At 68.7% G+C, this 19,547-nt stretch carries 20 protein-coding genes; 12 read left to right on the top strand and 8 right to left on the bottom strand.

Annotated features, from left to right (window positions below; all coding sequences use genetic code 11):
- Positions 1–35: 35 nt before the first annotated feature.
- The 3 genes from ABD301_RS30500 to ABD301_RS30490 all read right to left on the bottom strand — a co-directional run bounded on the left by ABD301_RS30500 (position 36) and on the right by ABD301_RS30490 (position 3,863).
- Entirely contained in the window at positions 36–698 is a 663-nt protein-coding gene (locus ABD301_RS30500) for a response regulator (protein WP_163572939.1), read from the bottom strand.
- Positions 699–705: 7 nt separating this feature from the next.
- Positions 706–1,872 carry a sensor histidine kinase gene (locus ABD301_RS30495; RefSeq protein WP_344313741.1) on the bottom strand — a complete coding sequence of 389 codons (1,167 nt, stop codon included), beginning with the start codon at positions 1,870–1,872 and terminating at the stop codon, positions 706–708.
- Positions 1,873–2,072: 200 nt separating this feature from the next.
- Complete coding sequence (locus ABD301_RS30490; protein ID WP_344313739.1) at positions 2,073–3,863, bottom strand: AMP-dependent synthetase/ligase; 1,791 nt, start codon at positions 3,861–3,863, stop codon at positions 2,073–2,075.
- A gap of 117 nt (positions 3,864–3,980) precedes the next feature.
- On the opposite strand from ABD301_RS30490, the gene ABD301_RS30485 reads away from it, so the two are divergent.
- From ABD301_RS30485 to ABD301_RS30470, 4 genes are all read left to right on the top strand, one after another.
- Positions 3,981–4,382: a polyketide cyclase / dehydrase and lipid transport gene (locus tag ABD301_RS30485; RefSeq protein WP_344313738.1), complete on the top strand. Its 402-nt coding sequence runs from the start codon at positions 3,981–3,983 to the stop codon at positions 4,380–4,382.
- Positions 4,383–4,416: 34 nt separating this feature from the next.
- On the top strand, positions 4,417–5,199 hold the full coding sequence (locus ABD301_RS30480) for a metallophosphoesterase family protein (RefSeq protein WP_344313737.1): 783 nt from the start codon (positions 4,417–4,419) through the stop codon (positions 5,197–5,199).
- A gap of 107 nt (positions 5,200–5,306) precedes the next feature.
- Complete coding sequence (locus ABD301_RS30475) at positions 5,307–5,735, top strand: SRPBCC family protein (protein ID WP_344313735.1); 429 nt, start codon at positions 5,307–5,309, stop codon at positions 5,733–5,735.
- Between the two features lie 20 nt (positions 5,736–5,755).
- Entirely contained in the window at positions 5,756–6,415 is a 660-nt protein-coding gene (locus tag ABD301_RS30470) for an endonuclease/exonuclease/phosphatase family protein (protein WP_344313796.1), read from the top strand.
- Positions 6,416–6,694: 279 nt separating this feature from the next.
- Here the strand turns inward: ABD301_RS30470 and ABD301_RS30465 are convergent, their stop codons facing one another.
- From ABD301_RS30465 to ABD301_RS30455, 3 genes are all read right to left on the bottom strand, one after another.
- Positions 6,695–7,027 (bottom strand): hypothetical protein, encoded by a 333-nt coding sequence (locus ABD301_RS30465; RefSeq protein ID WP_344313734.1) that lies wholly within the window; start codon positions 7,025–7,027, stop codon positions 6,695–6,697.
- A 106-nt stretch (positions 7,028–7,133) separates the two neighbouring features.
- Positions 7,134–7,964 (bottom strand): hypothetical protein, encoded by an 831-nt coding sequence (locus ABD301_RS30460; protein ID WP_344313733.1) that lies wholly within the window; start codon positions 7,962–7,964, stop codon positions 7,134–7,136.
- Positions 7,961–8,743: an alpha/beta hydrolase gene (locus ABD301_RS30455; RefSeq protein WP_163572914.1), complete on the bottom strand. Its 783-nt coding sequence runs from the start codon at positions 8,741–8,743 to the stop codon at positions 7,961–7,963. The genes ABD301_RS30460 and ABD301_RS30455 overlap by 4 nt, the downstream gene beginning before the upstream one ends.
- A 948-nt stretch (positions 8,744–9,691) precedes the next feature.
- On the opposite strand from ABD301_RS30455, the gene ABD301_RS30450 reads away from it, so the two are divergent.
- From ABD301_RS30450 to ABD301_RS30420, 7 genes are all read left to right on the top strand, one after another.
- Positions 9,692–10,423: a lysophospholipid acyltransferase family protein gene (locus ABD301_RS30450; RefSeq protein WP_163572915.1), complete on the top strand. Its 732-nt coding sequence runs from the start codon at positions 9,692–9,694 to the stop codon at positions 10,421–10,423.
- On the top strand, positions 10,420–11,601 hold the full coding sequence (gene macS / locus ABD301_RS30445; protein ID WP_344313732.1) for a MacS family sensor histidine kinase: 1,182 nt from the start codon (positions 10,420–10,422) through the stop codon (positions 11,599–11,601). The genes ABD301_RS30450 and macS (ABD301_RS30445) overlap by 4 nt, the downstream gene beginning before the upstream one ends.
- Positions 11,582–12,775 (top strand): MacS family sensor histidine kinase, encoded by a 1,194-nt coding sequence (macS, locus tag ABD301_RS30440; RefSeq protein WP_344313731.1) that lies wholly within the window; start codon positions 11,582–11,584, stop codon positions 12,773–12,775. The genes macS (ABD301_RS30445) and macS (ABD301_RS30440) overlap by 20 nt, the downstream gene beginning before the upstream one ends.
- A 13-nt stretch (positions 12,776–12,788) precedes the next feature.
- Positions 12,789–13,424 (top strand): response regulator, encoded by a 636-nt coding sequence (locus tag ABD301_RS30435; protein ID WP_163572940.1) that lies wholly within the window; start codon positions 12,789–12,791, stop codon positions 13,422–13,424.
- A gap of 104 nt (positions 13,425–13,528) precedes the next feature.
- Complete coding sequence (locus tag ABD301_RS30430; protein ID WP_163572919.1) at positions 13,529–14,047, top strand: polyadenylate-specific 3'-exoribonuclease AS; 519 nt, start codon at positions 13,529–13,531, stop codon at positions 14,045–14,047.
- A gap of 64 nt (positions 14,048–14,111) precedes the next feature.
- On the top strand, positions 14,112–15,137 hold the full coding sequence (locus tag ABD301_RS30425) for a 6-phosphofructokinase (protein ID WP_163572920.1): 1,026 nt from the start codon (positions 14,112–14,114) through the stop codon (positions 15,135–15,137).
- 542 nt (positions 15,138–15,679) lie between these two features.
- Positions 15,680–17,032, top strand: a complete 1,353-nt coding sequence (locus ABD301_RS30420; RefSeq protein WP_344313730.1) for a class II 3-deoxy-7-phosphoheptulonate synthase — start codon at positions 15,680–15,682, stop codon at positions 17,030–17,032.
- Here the strand turns inward: ABD301_RS30420 and ABD301_RS30415 are convergent.
- Together ABD301_RS30415 and ABD301_RS30410 are read right to left on the bottom strand one after the other, a co-directional pair.
- Positions 17,029–17,496: a GNAT family N-acetyltransferase gene (locus ABD301_RS30415; protein WP_163572921.1), complete on the bottom strand. Its 468-nt coding sequence runs from the start codon at positions 17,494–17,496 to the stop codon at positions 17,029–17,031. The genes ABD301_RS30420 and ABD301_RS30415 overlap by 4 nt on opposite strands.
- A 22-nt stretch (positions 17,497–17,518) precedes the next feature.
- Positions 17,519–18,283 carry a dioxygenase family protein gene (locus ABD301_RS30410; protein WP_344313729.1) on the bottom strand — a complete coding sequence of 255 codons (765 nt, stop codon included), beginning with the start codon at positions 18,281–18,283 and terminating at the stop codon, positions 17,519–17,521.
- An 84-nt stretch (positions 18,284–18,367) separates the two neighbouring features.
- On the opposite strand from ABD301_RS30410, the gene ABD301_RS30405 reads away from it, so the two are divergent.
- The gene (locus ABD301_RS30405; protein ID WP_163572922.1) at positions 18,368–19,390 is read left to right on the top strand and encodes a threonine aldolase family protein; all 1,023 of its coding nucleotides are present in this window, start codon (positions 18,368–18,370) and stop codon (positions 19,388–19,390) included.
- Positions 19,391–19,547 lie beyond the last annotated feature (157 nt).

Here is a 19,547-nt window from a genome sequence, read left to right as displayed (position 1 = left end):
GGCAGCCGGGGTGGCTGCCTACGAAGGCGGTGACCTCAGAAGCGTGGAGCGTTGGGGGCCTCCAGGAGGCCGAGGCGCAGGGCTGTCATGAGGGCTTGGGCGCGGTTGCCGGCGCCAAGTTTCTCGTACAGCTTGGAAATGTGCGTCTTGGCTGTGGACTCGCTGACGTAGAGGTGTTTGGCGATGCCGGCCACGCTCATGCCGTCCGCGAGCAGCTGCAGGACCTGCCCCTCGCGCGGCGACAGCTGCGGGCCGGTGGGGGCCAGTCGGCGCTTCATCGCCTCGGCGAGGTCGGAGGCGGTGAACGCGGTGGGCGCCGAGGCGGCGTGCCGGGCGGCCGCGACGACCTCGTCGGACGGGGCGTTCTTGGGTACGAACGCGCTCGCGCCCGCCTCCAGCGCACCGAACAGCTGCTCGTCGCCGGCGTACATGGTCAGCACCACGATGCCGACGGCCGGCATCGCCGACCGGAGCTTGCGGGTGGCGTCCAGGCCGCTTCCGTCGGGCAGCCGCAGGTCCATGATGACCACGTCAGGCCGAGTCTCATCAGCCTGCGAGAGCGCCTCGGCGACGGAGCCAGCCTCGCCGACGACCCGGAACTGGGGGTCGCGCTCGAACGCGTGCCGCAAACCCTGCCGGATCAGCTCATGGTCATCGACGAGTAGCACGGTGGTCACGGTGTTCTCATCGGTTGTCATGCTTGCCCTACGCCTCCTTCGGTGCCGAGACGCTACCGCCTCGCGGCCGGGATCCGAGCACTGCCGAGACGGTTGTCCCGGCCGGTTTGCGCGGTCCCACCTCCAACCGGGCCCGGATCCGCTGGGCCCGCTCAGCCATGATGCTCATTCCGAAGCTGTCTTCGCGGGCTTCCGCGCCGACGCCACGACCATCATCGCTTACTTGAAGCTTCACGTACGGTGGATCGATTTCACAGCTCACCCACAGGTTGCGAGCGCGCGCGTGTTTACGTGCGTTGGTGATCGCTTCCTGGGCAATACGCAGAAGTTCGCCCTCGACCGCGGCCGGCAGCCGGGCGCCGCCTTCGTCGAGGGAGAGGTGTACGCGCATCCCGCCGGCGGCCCCCATCGTTCGGGCGTATTCGGCGATCGCGGCCGCCAGCCCGCCATGCGGGTCGACGTCGCTGCGCAGCTCGAAAAGGCTCAGCCGCAGCTCGGTGATCACCCGGGTGACCTCGTCGCGCAGCGAGCTGAGCATGGTGGTCGCCTGCGTGGGTTCGTCCGGCAGCAGCGCGAGCGCGTTGTCGATGCCGTAGCCGACCATCACCAGCTCCTGTGCCACGCCGTCGTGGATTTCCCGGGCGAGGCGCTGCCGTTCCTCGGTGGTGGCCAGGCTGCGTACGTCGTCGAAGAGCAGTGCGGTTTCCAGTCGCAGCACCGAAGAAGCCGCGACGGTGGCCGCGGCGGACACCATCGACGAGTCGAAAGCCCGGGCGCGATCGGCTTCGGCGACCACCAGACCGACGGTGCGTACGCCAGTGACCAGCGGCAGCACCATCGACGTCACGGCGCCTTTGACGGGAGTACGGGTGACCGAGCTGCCGGAGGTCTGCGGCTGCTGCGACAGCCAGGCCTCGGCGATCGGGGCGTCCTTGGCGAGCGAGGTTTCCCAGTCGGCGCGCGGTGTGCCGGCCATGCCGGTCTGCGCCAAAACGACCAGTCGGCCGCCGCCGCTGCCGATCAGGACCGCGGATCGGTCGGCCGGTGCGACCGCGCGGATCTCGTCCAGCAACCGCTCGGCGATGCTGCCCGGATCCAGCGTGCCGGGGAGCTGGCGGGCCACCGTACGCAGCTGAGTGAGCAGCCGGGTCGCCTGCGCGTAGTCGGCCGACGCTTCCCGCTGCTGTCCGGGCACGCTTCCCTCGCTGGTTGGTCGCGGTGGTGATCGCTTGTTGACTGTAGACCGGCACCATATGGCATGTCGCTGAAAACGTTGTGAGCGGTCATCGTGCGTGTCGCCCGGCATAGGCGAAACGTACGGCTTCATTATGATTTTCCGCACTCTTTCGCGGCCGGCTCTGCCCCAACGGCCTGCCATTCACAGGTGAGTGGAGCTCAGGAGTAGAGCGCGGAGATGTCGGCGGCGCGGGCGGTGGCGACGATCGAGCGGCGGAGCTTGAGAGTGGGAGTCAGCTCGCCGGACTCTTCGGTGAAGTCGGCCGGCATGATCCGGAACTTGCGGATCGACTCGGCCCGCGACACCGCCTTGTTGGCGTCGTCGATCGCGGTCTGCACCTCGGCCAGCAGGTCCTGGTCGTCGAGCAGGTCGGTCACCGTGGCGTCCGCCGGCTTGCCGGCTTTTTCCTTCCAGGGGCCGAAAGCGTCCTCGTCGATGGTGACAAGCGCGGCCACGAAAGGCATTTTGTCGCCGACCACCATGCATTGGCTGATCAGCCCATGCGCGCGTACGCGATCCTCCAGCACGGCCGGTGCGACGTTCTTGCCGCCGGCGGTGACGATCAGCTCTTTCTTGCGGCCGGTGATCGACAGGTAGCCATCGGCGTCCAACGCGCCCAGGTCACCGGTGTGGAACCAGCCGTCCGAGTCGATCGCCTCCGCGGTTGCTTCTGGATTTTTCCAGTAACCGGCGAAAATCTGCTCGCCCTTGATGAGGATCTCGGTGTCTTCGGCGATCCGTACGGTAGTGCCCGGGATGGGCCGGCCGACGCTGCCGATCCGGGTCTGGCCAAGCGTGTTCACGGTGGCCACCGGTGAGGTCTCGGTCAGCCCGTACCCCTCGAAGACCGGCACCCCGATGCCGCGGAAGAAGTGCCCGAGCCGCTCGCCGAGCGGGGCGCTGCCGGACAACACGGCTCGGCAGCTGCCGCCGAGTGCTTCCCGCAGCCGGGCGTACACGAGCCGGTCGAAGAGTGCGTGCTCGGCTTTGAGAGTGACCGGGATGCGGCCGGTGTCCAGCGCTTGGCTGTACGCGATGGCGGCCCTCTCGGCGCGGTCGAAGATCCCGCCCTTGCCCTCGGTGCGGGCCTTCTGCTGCGCGCCGGTGTAGATCTTCTCGAAGACCCGGGGCACCGCGAGGATGAAGTCCGGGGAGAACTCGGCGAAGGCGGTCGGCAGGTCCGAGACGTTGGGCAGGTGGCCGAGCCGGACTCGGCTGTAGATCGATCCACATTGGATGATCCGGCCGAAAACATGGGCCAGCGGAAGGAAAAGCAGGGTGGACTGGCCGGGCGAGAAGACGTGGCTCAGGGTCGCCGCGGTGGCCAGCACGTTCGAGTAGAGGTTGCGATGGGTGAGCTGGCAGCCCTTGGGCCGGCCGGTGGTGCCGGACGTGTAGACGATGGTCGCGAGGTCGTCCGGGCCGGCGGTGTGCCGCCGCTCGTCGAGCGTGCCGTCCGGCACGTCCGCGCCAAGCTCGCCGAGCTTGTCGATCGCGCCGTCTTCCAGCTGCCACAGGTTCGCGAGCGTGGGCAGGTTGGCGCGTACGGACTCGACGGTCTTCTGCAGCGCCGCGTCCTCGACGACCACCGCGACCGCTTCGGAGTTGCCCAGCACCCACTCGACCTGTTCGGCGGAGGAGGTCTCATAGACCGGGACGGTCACCGCGCCGGCGGTCCAGATGGCGAAGTCCAGCAGCGTCCACTCGTACCTGGTGTGGCTCATCACGCCGACCCGGTCGCCGGGGCGTACGCCGGCGCCGATCAGCCCCTTCGCGGCCGCCGCGACATCCTCGCCGAACTGGGCGGCGGTCACGTCCACCCACTTGCCGTCGACCTGCCGGGAGAGCAGCACGTCGGTGGGGTACTGGGCAACGTTGTCCCAGGCCAGATCGGCGAGATTGGCGTCGGCCGGCACGGCCCCGGCGGGTGGGACGGTCACTTCGGACACGGGTCTCGTACCTCCTGAGGTGCCAGGGTTCTGCGGAGCGTTTCCGGCAGGCTACCGCCCGGTAACGCCGAACCTACCCTCGCGGCAGGCAGTGCCGCCATGAGTACGGTGTCCGGTATGCCACAGGTGGATCTGGTGGAGGAGACCTTCATCGCGGCCGCTCCGGCGCTGGTCGAGGCGCGGATCCGGCAACCCGCGTTCACCGCTCGGCTGTGGCCTGACCTGCGGTTGCAGGTGCAGGCGGACCGAGGCGTCGAGGGGCTGCGGTGGACGGCCAGCGGCGCGCTGGTGGGGTCGACGGAGATCTGGCTGCAGGCGTACCGCGACGGCGTCCTGGTGCACACGTACCTACGCTGCGACCCGACCCGGCCGAACGCGCCGACCGAGGCCGTCCAGGTGTCGCCGCGGGCGGCCGTACGGGAGCTGCAGCGACGGGCGAAATATGCCAAAAGGGTGTTGTGGGAGCTGAAGGACAGCGTCGAGGCCGGGCGCCGGCCGGGGGAGTCAGCGGTCCGCTGACCTGATCGGGTTCGCGCGTCGTAGGCTGGCGATCATGCGCGTGCACGTGGTGTCGGATGTGCACGGGAACGCTGCCGCGCTGGCCAAGGCCGGTGACGGGGCGGACGCCGTGTTCGTGCTGGGTGATCTGCTGGACGCCGTGGACTACCGGAATCCGGCCGGCGGGATCATGGGCAAGCTGTACGGCGCCGAGGGCACCGCTCGGTGGATCGAGCTGCGCACCGCCCGGCGGTTCGAGGAGGCGCGCGCCTTCAGCCGCACCCTGCTCGCCGAGGTCGCGGCCGCTCGGGACCTGGATCCGAAGGAGCTGTTGGCGGAGGCGATCCGGGCCAACTACGAGGCGGTTTTCGCCGCGATGCCGACACCGGCCTGGTGTACGTACGGCAACGTCGACGCGCCGGAGTTCTGGTCGGACTACCTGCCCGAAGGCGTGCAGGTGGTCGACGGCGGCGTCGCGGAGATCGACGGCATCCGGGTCGGGTTCGTCGGCGGCGGGATCGGCGGCGGGCGCAGCAGCTATCCGTACTTGATGCCCGAAGACGACTACACGGCCAAGGTCGAGGCGCTCGGGCCGGTGGACGTGCTCTGCAGCCACATCCCGCCGGCGGCGCCGGAGCTCTGCTACGACACGGTGGCCCGCCGCTTTGAGAAGGGCAGCGAGGCGCTGCTGGCGGCGATCCGCGAGCATCAGCCGCGGGTGGCCCTGTTCGGTCACGTCCACCAGCCGCTGCAGCAGCGGATGCGGATCGGGCGTACCGAATGCGTCAACGTCGGCCACTTCCGGGAAACCCAGCTTCCCTACGCCCTCACCTGGTAACCGGCGACGCTGAGTAGCCGAGCGGGGCGTGGGTTACGTGGGGTGGGCATGGCGGATGGAGAGCGCGGCGTTCGCGTACGCGGCCCGGTCGGATAACCTCTTTCGATATGGCAGAGTCGTCAACCCAGTCGCTGGTCGTGCAGGCACCGCCGGCGCAGGTGGCCGCGGTCGTCAGTGATTTCGAGGCCTACCCGGAATGGGTCAAGGCAACCAAGAGCGTCAAGGTGCTCTCGCGCTACGACGACGGCAGGGCGCAACAGGTCGAATTCGTGTTGGACGCGGGTGTTTTCAAGGACACCTACGTGCTCGAATACTCGTACGCGGATGACCGGGTCGACTGGCACCTGGTCCGTGGTGAGACGCAGAAAAGCCAGGTCGGCTCGTACGCTTTCGCGGCGACGGACGGTGGCACCGAGGTGACCTACAGCCTGGCTGTCGACCTGACCATCCCGATGCTCGGCATGTTCAAGCGCAAGGCCGAAAAGGTCATCATGGACACCGCTCTCAAGGAGTTGAAGAAGCGGGTCGAGGGGTGACTCCCGTTGTTGTACGAGTCATGTCGTACAACGTTCGCGGCATGCGTGACGATTACGCCGCGCTGACCGCGGTTATTCGCGAGGCGCGGCCGCACGTGGTTTTCGTCCAGGAGTCGACGCTGCTGTTCCGGTGGCGGGCCCGGGCGGCTGATCTGGCCCGCCGCAGCGGGCTCGTCTACGTGTGCGGCGGTGGACACACCGGCGGTAACGTGATCTTGTCCTCGCTGGCCGCCAAGGTGCACGAGACCCGCGAATTCCTGCTGCCGCTGCAAAAAGGCAAGCACCAACGGGGCGCGGCGATCGCGCGGTTGTCCGTACGTGAGCGGCAGTTCCTCGCGGTGGGGACGCACCTGAGCCTGTGGGACGAAGAGCGGGAAACCCAGGCCAGGTTGTTGAGCGAGCACATTCCGGCGGAGGTGCCGATGCTGCTGGGCGGCGACCTCAACGAGGTCCCCGGCGGGCCGGTGAGTCGGATTTTCGGGGCCAGGTGGCGCGATGTCGCGACTGTCGCGGAGCAAGGTGAGGCGAAGACGTACTCGACCGTCTACCCGCACCAGCGGCTCGACTACCTATGGGTGGATCCGCTGGTCACGGTGTCCGACTATCAGGTGATCGACACACCGCTGTCGCGCCGGGCCAGCGACCATCTGCCGATCCTGGCTGAGCTGGCCCTCCGGTAGACCGCGACGACTCATCGCGCACGCGATGCGACATCGCGGCCTCGGTGAGATCTAGCGGGCGAAGATGCGCCGGATCCGGCGGCCGATAGTTGCGGTGTTCGGCGTCGGGCGGGTGGTCCGCCGGCGGGTGGGGTAGTTGGCGCTGAACGTGATCGGGGGCATCATGGCTGGCTGTCCTCCCTGCTGAAGGCTGGTTCTCGCTGACAGGGACCACGATACCTGGATCGGTTCAGAAACGCATCGTGACGGCTCGCACAACGACTGCGTCACACGTACGGGTCAGTGCGCCTTCGCGGCCGGCCGGACCACCTGGACGGCGGCCAGCCAGCGCTCCAGCGGCAGCGACCGCCCCTTGCGGGCGTACATCGCGGCGTCGTTGAGCACGGAGTCGGGAGTGGAGCACAGCGCGGACATCTGCGGCCGGGCGTAGAACGCCGACCGGTCGTCCGCGTCGAACTCGGTGGAGTCGGTACGGGTGAGGGTGCACCACAGCACGAAAACCTCGGCCTCGCGGGTGTGCGGCGGGGCGGTCCTGGTGGGTGCGCTGGTCAGATCGATGGATGCCGTCATGTGAGCTTGCTTGGTACGCGGGACGAACCCGGTCGTACGCATAGCTGGTCACCTCCGCAGGAAAGCATCCTCGTACCAGACGACTCCCGCCATGCGGACAGGTAACACCTTGGCAAACGATCTGTCTCGATTGAGAAACGGTCGTCGCTCAGACCTTCGCGCCGTCGTCGAAGGGGTCCTCGTCGTCGCGGTCGCGCATCCGCCAGATGCCGATCGCGAAGCCGGTCACCACGCCGGCGAGGCCGAGCAGGACGACCAGCGTCTGGTTGATCGGCAGGATGGTGGGCCAGAAGAAGAGCACCAGGCCGACCGCGACCAGGCCGAGCGCGAGCGCGGTGTATTTGGTCAGTTTCGGCAGTGGCGGCGGGACCGGCGGCACATAGGTGTCCTCGCCGTCCGGGTCGCGGATCAGCTGGGACGGGTCGAACGCCACGTCCAGGCCGATGATCGGGGCGGGCTTGGCTGGCTTCGGCGGCTCAGGCTCCGGTTTCTCCAAGACCGGAGCCGCTTCGGGCTCGGCGGCCGCGGCCTGAGCCGACCCGGACTGCTCAGCGGTGTCGTCCCAGCCGGCCACGATCTGCGCCCACGCGGCCTCGACGTCCAGATTGCCGCCGCTGGAGCGGACCGCGCCGCCGCTGCCGGCGGCGGGCGACTGGCCGGTGGCCGGCGGGGCGGCCTCGGCCGGTAGTGGGTCCGGCACGTTGTCCAGGTCCAGCCGGCCGATCAGCGCCCGGGCCTCCTCCACGTGCCGCTCGTCGACCCAGAGCCGGTCGGTCGGTCGGGACGGCAGCGTGGTCGTACGAGTGATCGGGTGCAGGTCGGAGCTGGGCGCCAGGTAGGCGGCGATGCCGGCGAGGCCCAGAACATCCAGCAGGTGCTCGCCGACCCGCGGGTCCACGTCGGCGGCCGGGGTGAACTTCGCCGCGTCGAGCCCGTTGTCGCGACGGCCGCGGGAGCCACCGGCGCCGGCCGGGCTCACGAGGAGGCCCCGGCGAACTCAGTGCCGAGCTTGCGGGTGAACTCGGCGCTGCCGGCGAAAATCGTCTCGGCGTCGTTGTCCAGGGTCGCGACGTGATAACTGTCCTTCAGCACCACCTCGGTGACGTTCTCCGAGCGGACGCCGTCCAGCAGGAGCTGTGAATTCACGCTTTCCACGACGTGGTCGATCTGGCTGCGGTAGAGCAGCACCGGCGAGGTGACCTTGGGCAACTCGGTACGGGCCAGCCGCCACAGGTGCGAGAGCGAGTTCGCGGCTCGCAACGGAGTCCGGGCGTACGCCAGCTCCTTGACCCCGGGTTTCTTGATGTCGCTGCCGATCCCGGCCACCGAGCCGACCACCTGGGACAGCACCGGGAGGAACTTCGCGTCCTTGCGCAGCGTGGTCAGCGACGGGTTGACCAGCACGATCCCGGCCACCTCGGTGGGCCGCTGCTCGGCCAGCCGGATGGTCAGCGTGCCGCCCATCGACAGGCCCATCACCACGACCACCGCGAAGCGGTCCAGCATCGCGTCGAACGCGCGCTCCAGCTCCCCGTACCAGTCTTCCCAGCGAGTCGCGTTCAGGTCCTGCCAGCGGGTGCCGTGGCCGGGCAGCCGCGGGCAGCGGACCGGGAAACCGGCCGTCGCGAGCGCCTCGCCCCAGGGCCGCATGCTCTGCGGGCTGCCGGTGAAGCCATGGCACAACACCACCCCCGCGAGGGCGTCGCCCGGCCCGTCCGGCTCGAGCACGAAAGGCTCAGCCCCGGGCAACACCGACACCAGAACCACCCCTTTCCCAGCCGCTCGTGGGAACTATCGTGACACGTCGCCAACCGGTTCGGCGAACAGTTCCGTATCCACCGACCGGATAGGAATCCCTGCACAGAACAGGCTAATTGGTCGTAGCGGGACACTTCCGGCGGGCGTACGAGTGGATGCCGCGCGGCTGCGGGGGCTGGGACCTTGCGGGCGCCGACTGGACGGAGATGGCTGCGGGGGTGGTGGGTGGCTTGGTGAATCCTGCCCGGAGTCCGTCCCGTCGAGTCGGGCCGGCGTTGAGTGTCGGGTGCCGTTGGGTGGGGTGTCGCTCGTACTCACCGGAAGGCCGTTGACCGGCCTGGTTAGGGGCGGTGGGCGCTGGGGACCGGAATCCTCGGCTACCAGTGGCTCGGCAGGCCCGCCCCAAAAACCGGGGCGGGCCTGCCGAGCCACTACTGCCAACGATCCAGTAACTCTGTGTCTTCTGGTGCCTTCGGCGCGGCGCGCTCGACTACGGCTACGAGTGTCGACCGTCGCAGGGGCGACACATCGGCCTGGCGGCCGATGGGCGCGGGCGCGGGGCTGGGTTTGAGAGAAGTTGCCCACTTCAGTGCTGAGGTGCGGCGCGGGGCTGGGTTTGAGAGAAGTTGCCCACTTCAGTGCTGGGGTGCGGCGCGGGGTTCGGTTTGAGAGAGGTTGGCGCACTTCAGTGCTGAGGGGAGGGGCGCGGGGTTGGGTTTTTAGGGAAGCTGGGCCACTTCGGTGCTGAGGTGCGGCACGGGGTTGGGTTTGAGGGAGGTTGGCCCACTTCGGTGCGGGAAGAGCTGGCGCGGGGCTGGGTTTGAGAGAAACTGGCCACTGGCGAGGCTGGGGGGTGTACGAACAGTTATTGCGGCGGTGCGCGTTGTTCAATGGCGGTCGCGTCCGTAGGCTCTAGGCCTTCAGCGTGGCGGAAGGGCGGGACGCGAGTTGTTCTACTGGCTCTGCAAGCACATCCTGCTGGGTCCGCTGCTTCGGCTGCTGTTCCGGCCCCAGGTGGAGGGGCTGGAGAACGTGCCAGCGGACGGGTCGGCGATTCTGGCCAGCAACCACCTGTCGTTCGTGGACTCGTTGTTCCTGCCGCTGGTGGTGTCGCGGAAGGTGACTTTTCCCGCCAAAGCGGAATATTTCACCGCCCCTGGCTTCAAGGGCTTCCTGAGCAAGCTGTTCTTCACCGCGGCTGGGCAGATCCCGATCGACCGCGGGTCCGGCTCGGCCGCGAAGGCCACCCTCGAGACGCTCAAGGGGCTGCTGAAAGACGGCGACCTGGTCGGCATCTACCCGGAGGGCACCCGGTCGCCGGACGGGCGGCTCTACCGCGGCAAGACCGGGGTGGCCCGGCTGGTGCTGGAGTCGGGTGCGCCAGTGGTGCCGTGCGCGCTGCTGAACACCAACCAGATCCAGCCGCTGGGCGCCAAGATGCTCAAGATCATGCGGGTCCGGATCCGGATCGGGAAGCCGCTGGACTTCAGCCGCTACGCGGGCATGGAGCGCGACCGGCTGGTCGCGCGGTCGGTGACCGACGAGATCATGTACGAGATCATGTCGATGTCCGGTCAGCCGTATGTGGACATGTACGGCTCCAAGGCCAAGGCCCTGCTGGAGAAGGAGTCGGCGGCCGCCGCCACCGAGGAGAAAACCCCGGTGACGGCGGCGGCGTGAGCACGCTGCGGCGGATCGTTCCGTCCGGGCTCGCCGACCGCTCGGTGCATCCGCTGGGCCTGGAGCTGTCGCTGTGGCGGGCGGTCACCGTCTACCGGGTGATCACGCTGGTGCTGGCGGTCGCGATCAACACCACGCCGCTGGGCAACCGCTCCGAACCGGCCTCGCTGCCGTGGGTGATCGGCGTACTCGCCGCGATGACCGCCTGGACCGCGGTGGCCGTGGTTTTGACCTGGGGACGCCGGCCACGGTGGTGGATGCTGGCCGCGGACATGGCGATCGCGGGTGGCGCGTTGCTCCTGTCGATCCCGGCGGTCGGCTGGCAGCAGCTGCACGGCAGCGGCGCCGGCACCGTCCCGGGCATCTGGGTGGCGTCCGCGATCCTGTCGTGGGCGCTGGCCGGCGGCGTCCGGTCCGGCATCGTGGCGGCGACGGTCATCAGCGCGCTGAACATCGTGCTGCACGGCTGGGCACCAGGCGCGGTGGCCGACAACGTCGTGCTGGCATACCTGGCTGGGGTAGTGGTCGGGTACGCCGGCCGGCTGGTCCGGCGGGCCGAGCAGGCGTTGGCCGACGCGGTACGGCTGCAGGCGGCTACCGCCGAGCGTGAACGGCTCGCCCGGCACATTCACGACGGCGTGCTGCAGGTCCTCGCGCTGGTCAGCCGGCGCGGCGATCAGCTCGGCGGGGATGCCGGCCAGCTGGGTGTGCTGGCCGGCGAGCAGGAAGCGGCGTTGCGGGCGCTCATCGTGTCCGGTCCCGCCGACCTGGACACCGCGAGCGGGGAACGGGACCTGCGTGAGGCGCTCGCGGACGTGGCCTCGGCGCGTACGGTCACGCTGTCCACCCCGGCCGGAGCCGTGCCGGTGCCGGCTCGTACGGCCGCGGAGATCGCCGACGCTGTCCGGGCGGCGCTGGACAACGTACGCAAGCACGTAGGCGCCGATGCGCCCGCTTGGCTGCTGGTAGAGGACACCGGCGACGAGGTTGTGGTGACTGTCCGGGACGACGGCCCGGGCATCCCCGCCGGCCGGTTGGAGCAGGCGGTCGCCGGCGGCCGGCTCGGCGTCGAGCAGTCCATTCGTGGCCGGATCCGGGATCTGGGTGGCTCGGTGTCGGTGGTGTCCGCGCCAGGGGAGGGGACGGAGGTCGAGCTTCGTGTCCCCAAGGGCCCCTGACCGTCCACAGTGGACAACCGGCCGGCTGGTCCGGAGCGTACGACCGGCCCTGCGCTCGCGCCGGCCCGGTGAACTGGAAGCCTCGCTGTGGCGCGCGGTGGCGGCTTTTCGCGTTCTCGCGCTGATCCCGGCGGCGATCAGCGGGGCGTCGCTGGTCACCGGCGCGGTGACCGGCGGCTGGGTGCTCAGCGGATTGCTGATCATGACCGGCTGGACGGTGGTCGCGGCCGCGTTGACGAACCGGCGCGGCTCCCGGCGGACCATCGCGAGCGGCGATCTGGTGGTCGCGATAGTGGTGACGCTGATGTCCGTACCGGCGGCCGGTTGGCAGTTCCCGTACGAACATTCCCAGCCGCTCGCGGGCCTGTGGGTCGGTTGCGCGGGGCTGTCCTGGGCGTTGTCGGACGGTGCGCTCGCCGGCGTGATCGTGGTCGGCGTCAACCTGCTGCCGAACATCCTGATCCGCGGCGATCCGACGCCGGGCACGCTGGAGGCCACCGTCCTCTACCTGCTGGCGGCCGGGGTCGTCGGCTACGCGGTGGGCTTGGTCCGGGAAGCCGAGCAGGCCTTCGCCGAGGGCGTACGGCTGCAGGCGGCCACCGCCGAGCGGGAACGGCTGGCCCGCGAGGTGCACGACGGGGTCCTGCAGGTTTTGGCTTTGATGAGCCGAAAAGGCGAGCAATATGGCGGTGAGCTGGCGGACCTTGGCCGGCTCGCTGGTGAGCAGGAGAGCGCGTTGCGCAAGCTCGTACAGTCGCGGCCAGTGGCCGAACCGGCCTCCGGGACCGCGGACCTGAAGGAGCTGCTGGTCGAGCTGATGTGGTCGTCGGCGATCCACCTCGCCGCGCCGGCCGCGCCGGTGAGGTTGCCGGCCGCGGTCGCCGAACAGGTCGTCGCGGCCGTGGCGGCGGCGCTGGACAACGTCCGCGAACATGTCGGGGAGCAGGCGCCGGCATGGCTGCTGATCGAGGATCTGGGTTTCGAGGTGATCGTGACCGTACGAGATGACGGTCCCGGCATCGCTGCGGGCCGGCTCGAAAGGGCGCTCCGGGATGGCCGGCTGGGCGTCGCGCAGTCGATTCGCGGCCGGGTCACTCAGCTGGGCGGTACGGTCGAGATAGTTTCGGCGCCAGGCCAAGGGACGGAGGTCGAGCTGCGTGTCCCACGCGAGTGAGGTGGTCACCGTGATGGTGGTCGACGACCATCCACTGTGGACGGACGCGGTCGAGCGCGACCTGCAGGCCGCCGGGTTCTCGGTGGTGGCCACCGCGGCAGACGGCGATGAGGCGATCCGCCGGGCACTGGCCACCCGGCCGGACGTGGTGCTGATGGACCTGCAACTGCCCACGGTGTCCGGCGTGGAGGCCACCCGGGCGATTCGGGAAGCCTTGCCGGACACCAAAATCCTGGTGCTCTCGGCCAGCGGCGAGCAACAGGACGTGCTGGACGCGGTGAAGGCCGGCGCGCTCGGATACCTGTTGAAATCGGCCCGTGCGGAGGAGCTCTACGAAGCCGTCCGGCGGACGGCCGCCGGCCAGGCCAGCTTCACGCCGGGCCTGGCCGGCCTGCTGCTGGGCGAATACCGGCGGCTGGCGACCGAACCGGCCAAGCCGGAGCGGCCCGAGCTGACCGAGCGTGAGCTGGAGGTCCTGCGGCTGATCGCGAAGGGCATGACCGCTAAACAGGTCGCCACCCGACTCGTACTTTCCCACCGTACGGTCCAAAACCACGTTCAGAACGCGATGGGCAAGCTGCAGGTGCACAACCGCGCCGAGCTCGTTCGCTATGCCATCGAGACCGGCCTGGACACCGAGTCCTCATAGGACTTCCGCTGTCGACATCAGCGAAGACGTCGAGTTCGCGAGGGTGGGCGGGAGGAGCGACAGCGGGGTCGTTACGGTGAGTGCATGGCTGCGAGAGTTGCTCTATGAGCGGGGTTCGACGGGTCTTCTACGACACCGAGTTCCTGGATGACGGTAAGACCATCGAGTTGGTGTCGATCGGTGCGGTGGACGAGAACGGCGAGGAGTTCTACGCCGTATCGACCGAATTCAACCCCGATGACGCGATCCCGTGGGTGCGCCGGAACGTGCTGAACCAGCTGCCGTCGCCGTCCGACCCGGTGTGGCAGTCGCGGGAGCGAATTCGGGACGAATTCTGGAAATACCTGTCCGCGACCGACGGCCAGCTCGAGCTGTGGGCTTGGTACGCCGCGTACGACCATGTGGCGCTCGCGCAGCTGTGGGGCGACATGCGTTCGCTGCCGCGGCGGATCCCGCGTTTCACCAAGGATCTGCGGCAACGCTGGGACGACCTGGACAACCCCGCGCTCCCGGAGGCCGGCGGCGCCCGGCACGACGCGCTGACCGACGCCAAGCACAACCTCGCCCGGTGGCGGACGATGGAGGAGCATCGTGGCGGACGTCTCTGGATCGGTTCCGCATAGGAACGCTACGGTAAGCCTCGACGGATGCTGAACTGAATTACTCAGTACGAAGGGCCTCAGACTTATGCGCATCGGCGTACTCACCGGCGGCGGAGACTGCCCCGGCCTCAACGCGGTGATCCGGGCCGTGGTCCGCAAGGGCGTGGCGGTGTACGGGCACGAGTTCGTCGGATTCCGGGACGGCTGGCGGGGGCCGGTCGAGGGCGTCAGCGGCCCGCTCGGCATCGACCAGGTGCGGGGCATCCTGCCGCGCGGCGGCACGATCCTGGGCTCTTCTCGTACGAACCCGTACAAGATCGAGGGTGGCGTCGACGCGATCCGCAAGAACCTGGCCGCCCTCGGCGTCGACGCGCTGATCGCGATCGGCGGCGAGGACACCCTCGGGGTGGCGAAGAAGCTGACCGACGAGGGCATCCCGGTGGTCGGTGTGCCCAAGACGATCGACAACGACCTGAACGCCACCGACTACACCTTCGGTTTCGACACCGCGGTGACCATCGCCAGCGAGGCGATCGACCGGCTGCACACCACCGCCGAGTCGCACCACCGCGCGCTGGTCGTCGAGGTCATGGGTCGCCATGCCGGCTGGATCGCGCTGCATTCCGGCCTGTCCGGTGGCGCGAACGTGATCTTGGTGCCGGAGCGGCCTTTCGACATCGAGCAGGTCGTCAAGCACGTCGAACACCGCTTCGAGAGCCACTACGCACCGATCATCGTGGTCGCCGAGGGGGCGATGCCCTCCGGCGGCGCCGAGCAGCTGCGCAACGACAAGAAGGACGCCTTCGGTCACGTCCAGTTCGGCGGCATCGGCACCTGGCTCGCCGCCGAAATCGAGACCCGTACCGGCAAGGAGTCCCGCGCGGTCGTCCTCGGCCACGTCCAGCGCGGCGGCACCCCCACCGCCTTCGACCGGGTGCTGGCCACCCGGTTCGGCCTGCACGCGATCGACGCCGTCAACGACAAGGACTTCGGCAAAATGGTCGCCCTGCACGGCACCGCGATCGTCCGAGTGCCGATCGAGGAAGCAACCGCCGAACTGAAGACCGTCCCGCCGGAGCGCTACGCCGAGGCTGAAGTTTTCTTCGGCTGATTTCCGGGTTTGGACCTGGTGCGGCGCGAAACTGTCGTACGTGTCTGTTTTTCTTTCCCCCTCCCTTTGAACGGGCGGGGGGTGGGTTGAGAGGCAGACCTTATTTTTTAGTTGAACATTGGTCCTCAAACCCGCCCCCCACCCCGTCACTGGGTGGGGGTGATTTTTCGGAGAGGGTACGACAGTTTTGCGCCGCACCTGGTGTAGGGCTGCACAATCGGAATCCGATTGTGCAGCGAGGAGTGCGGTGGCTGGTGCGGGTCCGGGCTGGATTTTCGTCGAGTGCGGGACAAAACCCCACACTCGACGCCGAGTGTGGGGTTTTGTCCCGCACTCGACCATGGGCCTGTTGTCGGTGGGGCTGACGTGACTGCTGAGGTGTCGCGGTCCCGCATGTTGGGAAGGACTCCATGATCAACAGCGGCAACGATGCGGCCCGGACAGCCTCGCCGAAGGCAAGATCAACAGCGACCAAGTGTCAGCCGGTGGGACCAGGGGCGACCCGTTAATCGAAAATCGGGGGTAGCCGTATTCTGATGGCCGTGACCAGTACGCCACAGACTGTCCCGGTAGCCGACGACCTGATTTCCGCGCGAGACACCTGGCGGCGGCGGCCCGCCGCGCAGCAGCCCAGTTGGCCCGATCCGGCGGCGTTGGCGGAGGTGCATCGGACGCTCTCGACGGTGCCGCCGATCGTCGCCCCGTACGAGGTGGACGCGCTCCGGGAGAAGCTCGCGGCGGTGGCGACCGGCAAGGCATTTCTGTTGCAGGGCGGCGATTGCGCGGAGACGTTCGACGACAACACCGAGCCGCACCTGCGCTCACTGACCCGCACCCTGCTCGGGATGGCCGTGGTGCTCACGTACGGCGCCAGCGTGCCGGTGGTGAAGGTGGGTCGGGTCGCTGGCCAGTACGCCAAACCGCGCTCGACCGACCGGGACGCGCTCGGTCTGTTCAGCTACCGCGGCGACATGATCAACTCGCTGGAGGCGTCCGAGGCGGCCCGGATCCCGGACCCGAACCGGATGGTCCGGGCGTACGCGAACTCGGCCGCCGCGATGAACATGATCCGAGCGTACGCACGCGCAGGCCTCGCCGACCTGACGACCGTGCACGACTGGAACAACACGTTCGTGAAGCATTCGGCGGCCGGCGAGCGGTACGAGGCGATCGCCCGGGAGATCGACCGCGCGCTGGCTTTCATGCGAGCCTGCGGGGTCGATGACGAAGCGCTGCGGCAGGTCGATCTTTACTGCTCGCACGAGGCGCTGATCCTGGACTACGAGGACGCGCTGACCAGGCCGGAGGACGGCCAGCTGTACGACCTGTCCGCGCACATGGTGTGGGTGGGGGAGCGGACCCGGCAGCTGGACGGCGCGCACATCGACTTCGTGTCCCGGATCGCCAACCCGATCGGTGTCAAGCTCGGACCGACGACCACTCCGGAGGTCGCTGTCGAGCTGGTGGAGCGGCTCGACCCGGAGCGGATTCCGGGCCGGCTCACGTTCATCAGCCGGATGGGCAACGACAAGGTTCGGCACACCCTGCCGCCAGTGGTGGAAAAGGTCGCGGCGACCGGCCACCAGGTGGTGTGGGCGTGCGATCCCATGCACGGCAACACGTTCGAGTCGGCCAGTGGCTTCAAGACCCGGCACTTCGACCGGATCGTCGACGAGGTGCTCGGCTTCTTCGAGGTGCACCGCACGCTGGGTACGTACCCGGGAGGCATCCACGTCGAGCTGACCGGCGAGGACGTTACCGAGTGCCTCGGCGGCGCTCAGGACATCAGCGATGCGGACCTCGCCGGCCGGTACGAGACCGCCTGCGACCCGCGGCTGAACACCCAGCAGTCTCTGGAGTTGGGCTTCCTGCTAGCCGAAATGCTCCGCGGCTAGCCGAGCCGCTTGGCCATCTGTTGGGCGGTGACCTGGTATCCGAGGTCCTCGTACAGCCGGCGGGCCACCGTGTTGTGGCCGAAGACGTTGAGGCCGAGTTCGTGGATGCCACGAGCGGTGAGCACGTCCTCGGCCGCGACCATGATCGCGCGGCCGTAACCGCGACCGCGCTGAGTCTCGTCGACCAGCAACATGAAGATCCAGGCCTGCGTACGCTGCGGCGACGGCAGCGCCAGCCAGAGCGCTCCGATCGGCTGGTTGTCGGCGTACCCGGTCAGGAGCAGCATGTCCGCCGTACGGATCCCGTCCGGCAGTAGTTTTTCGGTCTCCTCGCGGGCATACCCGACCGCGGCCTCCGGATGCGCCTCGCCGGACAGCACCTTCTGCGCGGCATAGTCCTCGATGACCTGGGTCGCGAACTTCTCGTACTCCGCCGGGGTCATCGCTCGCAGTTCGACAGACATCCGGTCATTCTGCTCGAGTGCTCTACCCGAACTGCACCGACCGCTTGGACAGGCCGTACCAGAAGCCGTCGATGGTGACCGCCGGTGTGCCGCCGCCGGCGGCGCCCAGTGCCACGAAAAGCGGCGCCAGGTGTTCGGTACGCGGATGCGCGAGGGTCGGCGCGGGTGCCTTGTGGGCGAAGTCCAACAGGTTGTCGATATCGCCGCCGGCGAGCCGCTCATCGGCCCAGGCGTCGAATTCCCTCGACCACGCCGGCGGGGCGTAGTCCGGGCCTTGGTCGAAGTGCACGCAGCTCAGGTTGTGGGTGAGGAAGCCGCTGCCGACGATGAGGACGCCTTCGTCGCGCAGCGGGGCGAGCTGGCGGCCGAGGTCCATCAGCCCGGCCGGGTCCAGGGTGGGCATCGACATCTGCAGGACGGGGATGTCGGCATCCGGGTACATGACGGTCAGGGGGACGTACGCGCCGTGGTCCAGGCCGCGGTCCTCGTCCGCCTGGACGGGCGTACGGACCAGCTTCCCGACCTTCGCCGCGAGGTCCGGGGCGCCCGGGGCAGGGTAGCGAGTTTCGTAGTATCGGGCCGGAAATCCCCAGAAATCGTAGACCAGCGGCACGGTTCGGGTGGCGCTCAGGGTGACTGGCGCGTTCTCCCAGTGGGCGGACACCATCAACACCGCTTTCGGTCGCGGCAGGTCGGCGGCCCAGTCGGCCAGCTGACCGACCCACCGCTCGTTGTCGACCAGCGGCGGCGCGCCGTGACCGAGATAGAGCGCCGGCATCTTGTCCATCGTTCGCCTCCATAGTTAGTTTAACTTTCAACTAACTGGTGAGCTCGGCCTATTCCCGTACGCGGGGACGTAGGGTGGGATCTCGTGACCGTGGATCTGCGCAGCGACACCGTGACCAAGCCGAGTCAGGCCATGCGGGCCGCGATGGCGGCGGCGGACGTCGGCGACGATGTGTATGGCGAGGATCCCGAGATCAACGCGCTGGAGGCCGAGGCGGCCGCGCTGTTCGGGCACGAGGCGGCGCTGTTCGTGCCGACCGGCACGATGGGCAACCAGATCGGGGTCGCGCTGCACGCGGCGCCCGGCGACGAGGTGCTCTGCGACATTGGCGCGCATCTGCTCGCGTACGAGCGCGGCGGGTCGGCCGCGTTCTTCGGCATCACCAGCCGCACGATTGTGACGGCCGACGGCATCTGTGACCCGGCCGCGTACGAGGCGCAGGTACGCGAGGGGGACTGGCACACCGTCGGGACCCGCGTCCTGCAGGTGGAGAACACCCACAACCGGGGCGGCGGTCGTGTCCAGCCGCTGGCGGCCCTGCGCGGGCTGCGCCGGGTCGCCGACGACGCCGGCATCGCGGTGCACTGCGATGGCGCCCGGATCTGGAACGCCCATGTCGCTTCCGGGGTGCCGCTGCACGCGTACGGGCAGCTGTTCGACACGGTGTCGGTCTGCCTGTCCAAGGGGCTGGGCGCTCCGGTCGGGTCGCTGCTGATCAGTACGGCGGACCGGATGGGCCGGGCTCGGGTGCTGCGTGGCCGGATGGGCGGCGCGATGCGGCAGGCCGGCGTGTTGGCCGCGGCCGGCCGCTATGCGCTGAAGAACAATCTGGAGAGGCTGGCCCAAGACCATGCCCGGGCTCGTCGGCTGGCCGATGCCCTGGTGCCCTACGGCCTGGTCGACCCGGCCCAGGTGCAGACGAATCTGGTGATGATCAACCTGCCGGCGCCGCGGCCAGATGCCGCCACGGTGGCGCGAGCCGCCGCCGAGGCCGGCGTGCTGGTGTCCGCGATGGACGAGCGGCGGGTCCGGCTGGTCACCCACCTCGATGTCAGCGACGACGATGTCGACGTGGCTATCAAGGTGTTGACCGGCATTCTTACTTAATCGATGATGCCTTCGACGCCGTCCCGCAGCGGTTTGAGCGGCTGGAACGGTCGGCTGGCGAGCCGTTTTCTGGCCGCCACCGAGAGCCGAAGCCGTCCGTTGGTCATTCGGTCCTTTGTTCGTACAGTGTTCGGAATGTTGTCACCTTTCCTTGGGT

Source organism: Fodinicola feengrottensis, assembly GCF_039530045.1.
Lineage (GTDB): Bacteria > Actinomycetota > Actinomycetes > Mycobacteriales > HKI-0501 > Fodinicola > Fodinicola feengrottensis.
This window is presented reverse-complemented; position numbering and strand designations above follow the sequence as displayed.